Genomic DNA, 13,113 nt, shown 5'->3' with positions numbered 1-13,113 from the left:
CCGTGCAGCGCGAAATCGCTGAATATACGGGGGGTTCCGGTTTCCCCGTGGTGATTCGCCCCAGCTTTACGCTGGGCGGCACCGGGGGCGGCATCGCCTACAACAGCGAAGAATTCGAAACCATCTGTCGTCGAGGCCTGGAAGCCTCTCCCACCAATGAGCTCTTGATTGAGGAGTCGTTGCTGGGCTGGAAAGAATTTGAGATGGAAGTTGTGCGCGACCGCGCCGACAACTGCATTATTGTGTGCTCCATCGAAAACCTTGACCCCATGGGGGTGCACACGGGCGACTCCATTACGGTGGCGCCGGCTCAAACGCTGACCGACAAGGAATATCAGGTTTTGCGTGATGCATCGATTGCCGTGTTGCGTGAGATTGGCGTTGAAACGGGCGGCTCCAACGTTCAGTTTGCGATTAACCCGGAAAACGGTCGGCTGATTGTTATCGAGATGAACCCGCGTGTGTCGCGCTCGTCTGCGTTGGCTTCCAAAGCCACAGGCTTTCCCATCGCCAAGGTGGCCGCCCGGCTGTCGGTGGGTTACACGCTTGACGAGTTGCGCAACGAAATCACCGATGGCATCACTCCAGCATCTTTTGAGCCCACCATTGATTACGTTGTCACCAAGGTGCCGCGTTTCGCTTTTGAGAAATTCCCTCAGGCTGATTCACGCCTGACCACCCAGATGAAGTCGGTGGGCGAGGTGATGGCGATTGGTCGTAACTTTCAGGAATCATTCCAAAAAGCACTGCGTGGCCTGGAGGTGGGTGTAGATGGCCTGAACCAGATGACTACCGACCGCGAAAAGCTGCAGGTGGAACTGGGCGAGCCGGGCCCTGAGCGTATTTGGTATGTGGGCGACGCTTTCGCTCAAGGGTTTTCGCTGGAAGAGGTGCACCAGATCACCAAGATCGACCCCTGGTTTCTGGCGCAGATTAAGCAGATTGTCGATATTGAGCTGGAACTTGAGCAAAGGACGCTGGCGGAGCTGGACCACGACACCTTACGAGAGCTCAAACGACGCGGCTTTTCGGATCGCCGTTTGGCACACCTATTGGATACGTCCGAAGCGGAGGTGCGGAAACTCAGGCATCAACTGGGCATTCGCCCGGTTTATAAGCGGGTCGATACTTGCGCCGGTGAATATCCCACGACTACGGCCTACATGTATTCCACCTACGAGGAGGAATGCGAGGCTGCACCGACCGACAAGAAGAAAATCATTGTGCTGGGTGGTGGCCCCAACCGCATTGGCCAGGGTATTGAGTTTGACTACTGCTGCGTGCATGCGGCGCTGGCGTTAAGCGAAGATGGCTTTGAAACCATCATGGTCAACTGCAACCCGGAAACGGTTTCCACCGACTACGACACCTCCGACCGCCTGTACTTTGAGCCGCTGACGCTGGAAGATGTGCTGGAAATTGTGCACAAGGAAAAGCCGGTTGGCATGATTGTGCAGTATGGCGGGCAAACGCCGCTGAAGCTGGCGCGTGCGCTGGAAGCCAATGGGGTGCCCATTATTGGCACCAGCCCCGAATCCATTGATGTGGCCGAAGACCGCGAGCGCTTCCAGAAGCTGCTAAGCAAGTTGGGCCTGCGTCAGCCGCCCAACCGCACGGCACGCACCGAAGGCGAAGCCTTGGCGCTGGCCTCGGAAATTGGCTACCCGTTGGTGGTGCGCCCCAGCTATGTGCTGGGCGGGCGGGCCATGGAAATCGTTCACGAGCAGCAAGACCTGGAGCGCTATATGCGCGAGGCGGTGCGAGTCAGTAACGATTCCCCGGTGTTGTTGGATCACTTCCTGAACAACGCGACCGAAGTGGATGTGGACTGCATTTGCGACGGCGACGTGGTGTTTATCGGCGGAGTGATGGAACACATCGAGCAGGCGGGCGTGCACTCGGGCGACTCGGCCTGCAGCCTGCCGCCGTACTCGCTGTCGCAAGAGGTGATTGCAGAAATCAAGCGTCAGACCGCGCTGATGGCGCGTGCGCTAAACGTGAAGGGCTTGATGAACGTGCAGTTCGCCATTCAGGACGGCGACGTCTATGTGCTGGAAGTCAACCCACGCGCTTCGCGTACCGTGCCTTTTGTGTCTAAGGCCACCGGCCTGCAATTGGCCAAGATTGCCGCTCGCGTGATGGCCGGCAGCAGCCTGGAAGCGCAGGGCGTGAAAGATGAAATCGTGCCGGATTATTTCGCGGTGAAGGAAGCGGTTTTCCCCTTTGTGAAGTTCCCTGGGGTAGATACGATTCTTGGGCCGGAGATGAAGTCGACGGGTGAAGTCATGGGGGTGGGCCAGAGCTTTGGCGAAGCCTTTGTGAAGTCGCAGCTGGCTGCCAGCGTGCAGTTGCCGGATTCGGGCACAGCCTTCATCAGCGTGCGCGATCAAGATAAACCCCGTGCGGTGGAAGTGGCTCGCGGCCTGAACGCCTTGGGCTTCGAAATTGTGGCGACACGCGGTACGGCGGCTGCCATTGAAGCGGCGGGGCTGCCGGTGCAGGTGGTGAACAAGGTCACGGAAGGGCGCCCGCACATTGTGGATAAGGTCAAGAACGGCGAGATTGCGCTGGTAATCAACACCGTTGAAGAGCGGCGTAACGCCATCGCGGATTCCCGTACCATTCGCACTCAGGCGTTGGCGGCTCGTGTGACGTACTTCACCACGATTGCCGGTGCGCTGGCCGCAGTGGAGGGCCTGCAATACATCCGTAACGGCGGCGGCCTGCAAGTGTATTCCCTGCAGGCATTGACCGCCCGTCAGGGGAATGCAGCCGCCTGAACCCACGCGGGCGTGGTCCCACTTAAGGGCTTCCACCACTAAGGAACACATGTTTTTCGTAGTGGTGGAAGCCCTTTTTCATTTTCAGAGCTGATTGCCGTGCTGTGTAACGGTGCGGCTAACAAGGTTTGGCACCGTGATAGTGCATGAAGCACTTAGAGCTTTGGTTGCCCCCATCGACTGACATCCGGGCCGTACTTAGGGGGCGATCAGTCCTTAGCCCTTATTCTTTTTCTTCCAAAAAATTGGCATGGGTTTTGCGTTTTCCTGGTTGGATGATTCACAACACCCAAGGAGAAGCGCATGAAACTGATCGTGGCCATCATCAAGCCCTTCAAGCTTGATGAAGTCCGTGAAGCTCTTTCAGCTATCGGCATTCAAGGCATGACGCTAACGGAGGTCAAAGGTTTTGGCCGCCAGAAAGGGCATACCGAGTTGTACAGAGGCGCGGAATACACCGTTGACTTTCTACCCAAGATTCGTCTGGAGCTGGCGATAGGCGACGAGCTGGTCGAACAGGCCATCGAAGTGCTTTGCGCCGCGGCCCACACAGGGAAAATCGGTGACGGCAAGGTCTTTGTCACACCGCTCGAACAAGCCATACGCATCCGCACGGGTGAAGAAGGCGTCGACGCCCTTTGAGGCGACATGCATCAATCTGACATTTCTGGAGAAAGAATATGGATAAAGCGGACCTGGCATGGGTCAGCCTCTCGACGCTGCTCGTACTTTTGATGGTTGTACCTGGGCTCGCACTGTTCTATGGCGGCTTGGTGCGCGCCAAGAATGTGTTGTCGGTATTGCTGCAGGTGATCTCCACCTTCACGCTGGCGGTTGTCTTGTGGTTTATGTATGGCTACTCCTTGGCCTTCACGGAGGGGAATGCTTTTTTTGGCGGCTTCGAACGCATGATGTTCTCGGGTATGTTCGATCTGGCCAACGGCCAGTTCGCGGTGTCCGGCAGCATTCCTGAGCTGAGCTTCGCCGCTTTTCAAGCTACGTTCGCCGGCATCACTTGCGCTTTGGTCGTAGGCGGTTTTGCTGAGCGTATGCGTTACGGCGCTGTTCTGATCTTCACCTTTATCTGGATGACGCTGGCCTATGTGCCCATTGCGCACATGGTGTGGGCGGAAGGGGGGTGGCTGTTTGAACGCGGTGCGCTGGACTTCGCCGGGGGGACCGTGGTTCATATCAATGCGGGAGTGGCGGCCTTGGTAGGTGCGTGGGTAGTAGGCGCGCGTTTAGGCTATGGCAGGGAACCGATGCAACCGCACAACTTGTCTATGACCTTGACGGGCGCATCCCTACTGTGGGTAGGTTGGTTCGGCTTTAATGCTGGCTCTGCGCTAGCTGCCTCGCAAACGATGACACTGGCTTTTTTCAATACGCTGCTGGCAACCTGCGGGGCCGTGCTGTCGTGGCTGGTGGTGGAATGGAAGGTTAAAGGCCACCCCTCGTTGCTGGGAGCTAGTTCGGGGGCTGTCGCGGGGCTGGTGGGTGTGACGCCTGCCGCCGGCCTGGTCGGCCCGGGTGGGGCGCTGCTAATCGGGATTGTTGCCGGGGCAGCGTGCGTTTGGGGTGTGAGCGGTCTTAAAAGTTCACTGAAGGCCGATGACAGCCTGGATGTATTTGGCATCCATGGCGTAGGCGGTATTGTTGGAGCGATGTTGACCGGCGTATTCAATGCCCAGGCCTTTGGTGGCCCAGGCCTAGAAAGCCTGTCAGGTTTACCCTGGCAGCTCTGGGTTCAACTTGAAGGTATCTTGATTACCATTGCCTGGTCTGGTCTGGTTGCCTGGGGTGCCTATAAAGTGGCCGACAAGCTGTATGGCCTGCGGGTGTCTCCGGACGAAGAACGAGAAGGTCTGGACATTCATAGTCACGGCGAAACTGCCTACCACTTTTGAGTTTGATTTGAAATCAGCGCGAGGCGACGGCCCGATTCGGGGCCGCCGCCTCTTTTTACGGCCAAAGCCACTGCCCTTCATAGACACGGGTGGCGGAGCCTTCCATGAGAACAGGCGCATCGTTACCCTGCCAATCAATGTGAAGTTGCCCTCCACTCAGTTCGACTTGAACGGGGGGAGCCAGCAGGCCCAGACGCTGCCCAACCACGACGGCGGCGCAGGCGCCGGAACCACAAGCCATGGTTTCCCCTGTGCCGCGCTCGTACACGCGAAGTTTGATGTGATGGCGATTGATGACTTGCATGAAGCCGACGTTGACGCGTGCAGGAAAGAGCGGATGCGATTCCAGCAGAGGCCCCCATAAGGCAACGGGTGCGTGTTCAACATCTGCTACGCAAAGCACTGCGTGTGGGTTACCCATATTGACCACAGACAGGGATAGGGCCTGGTTGTCGACCTCTACGGTATACCGTAGGGCTGTTTTTTTGCTGACAAAGGGGATTTGCGCGGGTTCAAACTTTGGAACCCCCATATTGACACGCACTTGGTCGGTTGCTGTGATGCACAGCTCAATGATGCCTGCGCAGGTTTGCACACGAAGGAGGTCTTTGCTGCTTAGACCGTTCTCGCGGACATAGCGGGCAAAACAGCGGGCGCCGTTGCCGCATTGTTCTACTTCGGAGCCGTCGGCATTGAAAATACGATAACCAAAGTCCAAGCCCGGGTGGGGAGCAGGTTCAACAACCAGAAGCTGATCGAAGCCCACGCCAAAGTGGCGATCCGCCATGGCTCGGATATTTTCTGGCGTCAGCGTGAATGGGTGAAGCGTGGCGTCGATGACAACAAAGTCGTTACCCAGGCCGTGCATCTTGGTGAAGGGTAAGGGGGTATGAAGGCTGTAAGGGCGGCGGTGGGGCGCTATAGACATGAGAAGCTCGCGCAAGAGTGGGTTATGTCTGTAAAACCGTGTGGATGCGCTGCATAGCGGCTTCTACCTGAGCGGCACTGTTGAAGGCGCTGATGCGGACATGGCCTTGACCGCAACGGCCAAAGCCCACGCCCGGCGTGCAGACGACGCCGGATTCCTCCAGGAGCATGTCAAAAAACTCCCAGGCGTCTATGCCTGTGCGAACCCATATATAAGGTGAGTGATCGCCGCCGGTGCAGGGATAGCCAAGCGCCTGAAACACCTCGCGAATGCGTTGAGCGTTGGCCAGATACCCATCGCTCAGGGTACGCACTTGCTGTTGGCCTGAAAGGCTGTAGACGGCTTCTGCGGCCCGTTGCACTGGGTAAGAAACGCCGTTGAATTTTGTGGTTTGCCGCCGGCTCCACAACGTGTGCAGTGGAACAGGCTCGCCGTCATCGCCCCGCCCCATGCAGGTTTTCGGTATCACCGTGTAAGCACAGCGCAAGCCTGTAAAACCGGCTGTTTTGGAGTAGCTGCGAAACTCGATAGCGACTTCACGGGCGCCAGGAATTTCGAAGATGGAATGGGGTAGGGAATCGTCTCGAATGAATGCTTCGTAAGCTGCGTCAAACAGGATCAATACCTTATTGGCGGCAGCGTAATCGACCCATTGCTGGAGTTGGGGCCGGGTCAGTGTGGCGCCGGTAGGGTTGTTGGGCGAGCAGAGGTAAACGACATCCACCGGGGTGTCCGGTAGTTGCGGTGCGTAGCCTGTGGTGGCGGAGCACGGTAGATAAACCAGGTTCTGATAACGATCGTCTACCCAAGCGCCACACCGCCCGGCCATGACGTTGGTGTCTACATAGACTGGGTAGACCGGGTCGGAAATGGCTACGCGCACGTCTGCTGCGAACAGTTCTTGAATGTTAGCCACGTCGCATTTGGCCCCATCGCTGACGAACACCTCGTCGGCGCTGATTTCTGCACCGCGCTCCTGAAAGTCGTGCAAGGCAATGGCTTCGCGCAAGAAGTCATACCCTTGTTCGGGGCCATAGCCACGAAAGTGGCTGGTGGTAGCCATTTCGTCTACGGCTTTATGCAGGGCTTCGATGCAGGCCTGGGGTAACGGCTCAGTGACGTCACCGATACCGAGGCGGATGAGCTCCACATCGGGGCGACGCTGTTGAAATGCGTGCACGCGCCGTGCAATATCGGCAAACAGGTAATTGGCTTGCAGGTTAGCGTAATGAGGGTTGATTCGGATCATGCGTCAAAACTCCCAGAATCCATTAAAAACCTGTTTATGGCGCGTGCCGCCTGGCGACCCTCGTGAATGGCCCACACCACCAGGGATTGCCCACGACGCATGTCACCCGCAGTAAACACGCCTGCCACATTGGTGGCGTAAGCACTGTCGGCTTTGACGCTTACCCTGCCGTTGCAGGAGGCGTCGCGTACCACGCCAAAGCTTTCAAGCACACTGGCAACCGGCCCAACAAAGCCCATAGCCAGCAAGACCAGGTCGGCTTTCCAGATTTTTTCGGTATTCGGTATTTCAACGATTTGCCCTTGCCGTATTTCGACTTGGACGGTCTTGAGACCGGTGAGCTTGCCGTTATGGCCCAGGAAAGCCTTCGTCGCCACGGCGAACTCACGCTCGCAGCCTTCCTCATGGCTAGAAGAAGTCCGCAGCTTGTATGGCCAGTACGGCCAGGTAAGAGGCTTGTTTTCCTGAGCGGGCGGCATTGCCATCAGTTCAAACTGCACCACGCTGGCGGCGCCTTGTCGGTTGGCGGTGCCTACGCAGTCCGAACCCGTGTCGCCCCCACCAATCACGACAACGTGCAGGCCCTTGGCGTGGATTTGTCCTGGCATGGACACGCCTGCATTGACGCGGTTCTGTTGTGGCAGAAACTCCATTGCAAAATGCACGCCGTTAAGTTCGCGGCCAGGGATGGGGAGATCACGCGATTGTTCTGCCCCGCCGGTGAGAAGCACCGCATCAAACTCGCTCTGAAGCTGTTCTGCCGAAATGTGTTGCGTACTCCAGTTGGTGACACGACTGTGTTCCGGCCAATCACCCACAAGGGTGTTGGTGCGGATTTCCACCCCTTCCGCAGTGAGTTGCGCGACGCGACGGTCTATGTGCGATTTATCCAGCTTGAAGTCGGGAATTCCGAAACGCAGCAGTCCGCCTACTTTGTCGTTCTTCTCAAATACCGTCACTTGATGGCCCGCCCGCGCGAGTTGTTGTGCTGCAGCGAGTCCTGCGGGGCCGGAGCCAACGATCGCCACGCGTTTGCCCGTTTTGAATGTTGCCAGCTGGGGGTGCAGCCATCCTTCCGCATAGGCACGGTCGATAATGGCGTGCTCGATCGATTTGATGCCGACCGGCTGGCTGTTGATATTGAGGGTGCAGGCTGCCTCGCAGGGCGCGGGGCAGACCCGTCCGGTAAATTCTGGAAAATTGTTGGTGGAATGCAGCACATCGATGGCTGAGTGCCAATCATCGCGATACACCAAGTCATTGAAGTCGGGGATGATGTTGTTGAGCGGGCAGCCATGGCTGCAGAACGGCGTGCCGCAATCCATGCAGCGGGCGCTTTGCTGGTGCGCCTGATCACGATTCAAATCTGCCACAAACTCTCGGTAGTGCCGTACCCGCTTCTCGGCCGGTTCACTGTGGGGCTCAACACGTTCAAACTCTAAAAATCCAGTGGTTTTTCCCATAATGCTATCTCTCCGGGTTCGTCTCAGGCAGCGCGCAACGGTGGCATGGGCACAGGTTTTGATAGGAGGGGTGTCTGTTGCCGGCTTAGTGCGTGGCGGTATTCGTGCGGAAAAACCTTGATGAAACGTCCCCTCGTTTGCGGCCAGTTCTTCAATAGCGCTTGCGCACGCAAAGATCCTGTCCACTCGATATGTGCTTTAAGCAGACGTAGCAATAGGGCTTCGTCGGTCTGGCCGTTATGAAGCGGAATACCAGCGGCATGTTGTTCGCCGGTTTCAAGCACGGGGTCGAGTGCGACTTGTGCGGTGTTGCAGCGTTGAGTGAATTGACCGCCTTCGTCGTACACAAACGCAATGCCGCCAGACATGCCTGCAGCGAAGTTTCGGCCGGTCTGGCCTAAAACCAGCACTGTGCCGCCGGTCATGTACTCGCAGCCGTGGTCGCCGACCCCTTCAACGACCGCATCGGCGCCGGACAGCCGCACGGCAAACCGTTCACCTGCCACGCCGCAGAAAAAGGCTTCCCCCGCCGTGGCACCATAGAGAACGGTGTTGCCGACAATGATGTTGTCCAGTGCCTGACCTTTGAAGTCGGCGCTAGGGCGGATCACCAAGCGACCGCCGGATAAGCCTTTTCCAGCATAGTCATTGGCTTCACCCATAATACGAAAGGTGATGCCGCGCGTTAAGAAAGCGCCGAAGCTCTGGCCCCCGGTGCCGGTAAATTCAATGTGGACGCGGCCGTCTGCTAAGCCGCCAGGGAATTGGCGCGTAAGTGTGCCCGAGAGCATGGCACCCACACTGCGGTCTACGTTACGCGCGGTCGCATTCAAGACGACGCGCCCCCCCTTGATCAGTTCGGGGCGAACTCGTGCGAGCAGTTGCCTATCGAGCGCTTTTTCAAGGCCGTGCTCCTGGCTGTTCTGATGCCGACGCTCTACTTCCGCAGGGGCAGTCGGCAGGGCAAAGATGCGGCTGAAGTCCAGCCCTTTGGCTTTCCAGTGCTGGATGCCCTGGCGTGTATTGAGCAGGTCGGCGCGGCCTACCAGATCTTCTATGCGTCGAACACCCAGTTGCGCCATGATCTGGCGCGCTTCTTCTGCAATGAAAAAGAAAAAATTGATGACGTGCTCTGGTGTGCCGGTAAAACGTTGGCGCAATATGGGGTCCTGAGTGGCAATGCCTACCGGGCAGGTGTTGAGGTGGCATTTGCGCATCATGATGCAGCCCGAAGCAACCAGCGGCGCGGTGGCAAAGCCGAACTCATCAGCGCCCAGCATGGCTCCAATCACTACGTCGCGCCCGGTTTTCAACTGGCCATCCACTTGTAACCGCACGCGACCACGCAGGCGGTTGAGCACCAATGTTTGCTGGGTTTCAGCCAGCCCTAATTCCCAGGGAGAACCCGCATGTTTGATGGAGGACCATGGGGAAGCGCCCGTGCCGCCGTCGTGTCCGGCAATGACGATATGGTCGGCCTTGGCCTTGGCAACACCTGCCGCCACCGTTCCCACCCCAAATTCGGATACCAGTTTGACCGATACGTCAGCCTGCGGATTGACGTTTTTCAGATCGTGAATGAGCTGAGCGAGGTCTTCGATGGAATAGATGTCGTGGTGCGGCGGGGGCGAGATCAAACCGACGCCGGGCACCGAATGGCGCAGCTTGCCGATATAGTCAGAGACCTTTTCTCCCGGCAGTTGGCCGCCTTCTCCGGGCTTGGCGCCCTGAGCCATTTTGATCTGAATCTGATCGGCCGAGACCAAGTACTCCGTTGTGACACCAAAGCGCCCGGACGCGATTTGCTTGATTCGCGACCGTAGACTGTCACCCTTTTTCAAGCGGTAATCCACCCGCACTTCAGCCCCGAGTCGCTCACTGAGCATGACGCCTGGCTGGATGTGCTCGCCACGCATTTCATGTCGATAACGTGCGGGGTCTTCGCCACCTTCGCCTGTATTGCTTTTGCCCCCGATGCGATTCATGGCGATGGCCAGGTTGACATGCGCTTCGGTGGAGAGCGAGCCCAGTGACATGGCACCCGTGGCAAAACGTTTGACAATTTCGCTGGCGGGTTCCACTGCATCCAGGGGAATGGCGCGGGCAGGGTCCATGTTGAACTCGAACAAGCCGCGCAGCGTCATGTGCCGACGCGACTGATCATTAATGATCTGGGCGTATTCCTCAAAGGTTTTGTAGTTGTTAGAACGAGTACTGTGCTGCAGCTTGGCAATGGCGTCCGGCGTCCACATATGTTCTTCGCCATGCTGGCGCCAGGCGTATTCGCCTCCGGCATCGAGTCGGGGCGAAAGAGCGGGACCTTGAGAAAAAGCACGCTGATGATTGCGCAGTGCCTCTTCGGCCAGATCAAAAATACTCAGCCCACCCACTTGGCTGGGGGTGCCGGTAAAGTAGTTCTGAACCAGGTTGGCCTCCAAACCAATTGCTTCAAAAATCTGCGCGCCGCAGTACGACATATACGTACTGATGCCCATTTTTGACATGATTTTGGAGAGCCCTTTGCCGACGGCCTTAATGAAGTTCTGTGTGGCGTCTTCGGCATCCAACCCGAGCTGGGGAGCCATATTGCTCAGCGTTTCCAATGCCAGATAGGGGTGCATGGCCTCGGCACCATAGCCGGCAAGGACGGCAAAGTGATGAACTTCCCAGGCGCTTGCGGTTTCTACCACCAGACTCGTGGCGGTGCGCAGGCGGTTGCTCACCAGATGGTGATGGATTGCCGAGAGTGCCAGCAGAGCAGGGATGGCGACATGATCAGCGTCTGTTTTGCGATCCGTCAGAATCAATATATTGAATCCGGCTTGGGTCGCCTCTGCGGCTTTGGCACACAGCGCTTGCAAACGCGCTTCAATGCCGTCTCTACCCCAGGACACCGGGTAGGTGATATCAATTTCGGATGTGCGCAGTTTGTCGCCGGTGTGGGCGCCGATATGCCGCAAGCGGCGCATATCGCTGTCGTCGAGCACAGGCTGAGACACTTCCAGCCGGATGGCCGGGTTGAGGGTGTTGATGTCTAACAGATCGGGGCGGGGGCCGATAAAGGAGACCAACGACATCACCACTGCTTCACGGATCGGGTCGATAGGCGGGTTGGTGACCTGCGCAAACAGTTGGCGAAAATAGTTGTACAGCGGTTTGCTGCGATCTGACAGCACGGCTAAAGGTGCATCGTTACCCATTGAACCTAACCCTTCGCCCTGGCCCGCAGCCATGGGCGCGAGCAGCAGCTTCAGATCTTCCTGACTCATGCCGAAGGCTTGCTGACGTACGGTTAACGCGCTCGTGCTGGCGGTTGGCGATATCTCGTCACCAACAGATTTTTCGTCACCAACGGGAATGCCGGCAAGGCGGATCCGCACATTGTTTATCCATTGCCGGTAAGGGCGGGCGGCAGCGTACTTTGCCTTGATTTCCTCGTCTGGGATCAGGCGTCCCTGTTCGAGATCAATAAAAAACATGTGGCCCGGTTGCAGACGCCATTTGTGAACAATTCGTTTTTCATCAATTGGCAGTACGCCCGCTTCGGAGGCCAGCACTACCAGATCATCGTCGGTGACGATGAAGCGGGCCGGCCGCAGGCCGTTACGGTCGAGCGTTGCGCCGATCTGGCGACCGTCGGTGAAAACTATCGCTGCGGGGCCATCCCATGGCTCCAGCATGGCTGCGTGATATTCATAGAAGGCGCGACGCTGTTCGTCCATCAGGCTGTGTTGTTCCCACGCCTCGGGAATCATCATCATGGCCGCCTGCGCCAGCGGATAGCCGGCCATCACCAGCAGTTCGAGCGTGTTATCAAAAATGGCTGTGTCGGATTGCCCGTTCGAACTGATGGGATACAGCTTTTGAAGGTCATCGCTCAGTACGGGTGAGCGCATCATGCCTTCGCGTGCACGCATCCAGTTGTAGTTGCCTTTGACGGTGTTGATCTCGCCGTTGTGTGCAACCATGCGATATGGGTGTGCCAGCGGCCAGGAGGGAAAGGTGTTGGTAGAAAAGCGTTGATGAACCAGGGCTAACGCTGACTCAACACGTTCGTCTTGCAGATCCAGGTAGTACTTTCCGACTTGGTCGGCCAACAACAACCCCTTGTAAACCACGGTGCGGCACGACATGCTGGGTACGTAGTATTCGGCGCCGTGAGTGAGATTGAGTGCGCTGATTCGGGCTGAGGCCAGTTTGCGGATCACGTAAAGCTTGCGTTCCAATGCGTCGGGCACAAGAACATCGGCGCCACGACCGATGAAGATCTGTTTGATGACTGGCGCGCTGGCCACGACAGCGGGGGACAAGGGCAGGCTGTGATCGACCGGCACCTCACGCCAGCCGAGTACGTGCTGGCCCTCCATGCGCACGGCGCGTTCCAGCATCTCAATGCAGGCCTGGCGTGAGGCGGCCTCTCTGGGCAGGAAGATCATGCCCACACCGTAGTCGCCTGGTGCGGGGAGGTTAATACCTTGTAGAGCCATTTCGGCGCGATAAAACGCGTCAGGGATCTGAATGAGCAGGCCGGCTCCATCGCCAAGCAAGGGGTCGGCGCCGACTGCACCACGATGGTCGATACTTTTCAGAATCTTGAGACCCTGTTCGACAATCGCGTGACTTTTGTGGCCTTTGATATGCGCAACTAACCCCACGCCACAGGCATCGTGTTCAGCATGGGTATACAGGCCAGCACTGCCCGCCGCGGTGATTTCTTGCGAGGTAGCAGGCGTAAACCTTGCCTGTTGCTCAGAGAAGGGGGGTGTTTCAGCCGCGCGTTTCATAA

7 protein-coding genes are annotated in these 13,113 nt (G+C 57.6%); 3 read left to right on the top strand and 4 right to left on the bottom strand.

Annotation, left to right across the window (positions count from 1 at the left end):
• From carB to VRY85_RS14330, 3 genes are all read left to right on the top strand, one after another.
• Window positions 1-2,780: carbamoyl-phosphate synthase large subunit (gene carB / locus VRY85_RS14340; protein WP_414599287.1), on the top strand; the 2,780-nt coding region annotated here is incomplete at its 5' end.
• A gap of 303 nt (window positions 2,781-3,083) precedes the next feature.
• On the top strand, window positions 3,084-3,422 hold the full coding sequence (locus tag VRY85_RS14335) for a P-II family nitrogen regulator (protein ID WP_414599286.1): 339 nt from the start codon (window positions 3,084-3,086) through the stop codon (window positions 3,420-3,422).
• A 38-nt stretch (window positions 3,423-3,460) separates the two neighbouring features.
• Window positions 3,461-4,687 carry an ammonium transporter gene (locus VRY85_RS14330; RefSeq protein WP_414599285.1) on the top strand — a complete coding sequence of 409 codons (1,227 nt, stop codon included), beginning with the start codon at window positions 3,461-3,463 and terminating at the stop codon, window positions 4,685-4,687.
• A gap of 55 nt (window positions 4,688-4,742) precedes the next feature.
• Here the strand turns inward: VRY85_RS14330 and dapF are convergent, their stop codons facing one another.
• From dapF to VRY85_RS14310, 4 genes are read right to left on the bottom strand one after another with little or no spacing between them, the layout of a single operon-like run.
• Window positions 4,743-5,615, bottom strand: a complete 873-nt coding sequence (gene dapF, locus VRY85_RS14325) for a diaminopimelate epimerase (RefSeq protein WP_414599284.1) — start codon at window positions 5,613-5,615, stop codon at window positions 4,743-4,745.
• Window positions 5,616-5,637: 22 nt separating this feature from the next.
• Window positions 5,638-6,864, bottom strand: a complete 1,227-nt coding sequence (locus tag VRY85_RS14320) for an LL-diaminopimelate aminotransferase (protein ID WP_414599283.1) — start codon at window positions 6,862-6,864, stop codon at window positions 5,638-5,640.
• Window positions 6,861-8,327: a glutamate synthase subunit beta gene (locus VRY85_RS14315; protein WP_414599282.1), complete on the bottom strand. Its 1,467-nt coding sequence runs from the start codon at window positions 8,325-8,327 to the stop codon at window positions 6,861-6,863. Before VRY85_RS14315 ends, VRY85_RS14320 begins: the two co-directional genes overlap by 4 nt.
• A 23-nt stretch (window positions 8,328-8,350) precedes the next feature.
• On the bottom strand, window positions 8,351-13,111 hold the full coding sequence (locus VRY85_RS14310) for a glutamate synthase-related protein (protein WP_414599281.1): 4,761 nt from the start codon (window positions 13,109-13,111) through the stop codon (window positions 8,351-8,353).
• Window positions 13,112-13,113: the final 2 nt, after the last annotated feature.

The organism is Achromobacter sp. F4_2707, from assembly GCF_047501535.1.
In the GTDB taxonomy this organism is placed as follows: domain Bacteria; phylum Pseudomonadota; class Gammaproteobacteria; order Burkholderiales; family Burkholderiaceae_B; genus Yanghanlia.
Note: the sequence above shows the minus strand (reverse complement) of the source record. Positions and strands in the feature narration are given on the sequence as shown.

What these genes read in the sequence shown, in the direction of transcription:
- VRY85_RS14330 (WP_414599285.1), top strand. Translation starts at nt 3,461, where the DNA reads ATGGATAAAGCGGACCTGGCATGGGTCAGCCTCTCGACGCTGCTCGTA.
- VRY85_RS14320 (WP_414599283.1), bottom strand. Translation starts at nt 6,864, where the DNA reads ATGATCCGAATCAACCCTCATTACGCTAACCTGCAAGCCAATTACCTG.
- dapF (WP_414599284.1), bottom strand. Translation starts at nt 5,615, where the DNA reads ATGTCTATAGCGCCCCACCGCCGCCCTTACAGCCTTCATACCCCCTTA.
- VRY85_RS14335 (WP_414599286.1), top strand. Translation starts at nt 3,084, where the DNA reads ATGAAACTGATCGTGGCCATCATCAAGCCCTTCAAGCTTGATGAAGTC.
- VRY85_RS14310 (WP_414599281.1), bottom strand. Translation starts at nt 13,111, where the DNA reads ATGAAACGCGCGGCTGAAACACCCCCCTTCTCTGAGCAACAGGCAAGG.
- VRY85_RS14315 (WP_414599282.1), bottom strand. Translation starts at nt 8,327, where the DNA reads ATGGGAAAAACCACTGGATTTTTAGAGTTTGAACGTGTTGAGCCCCAC.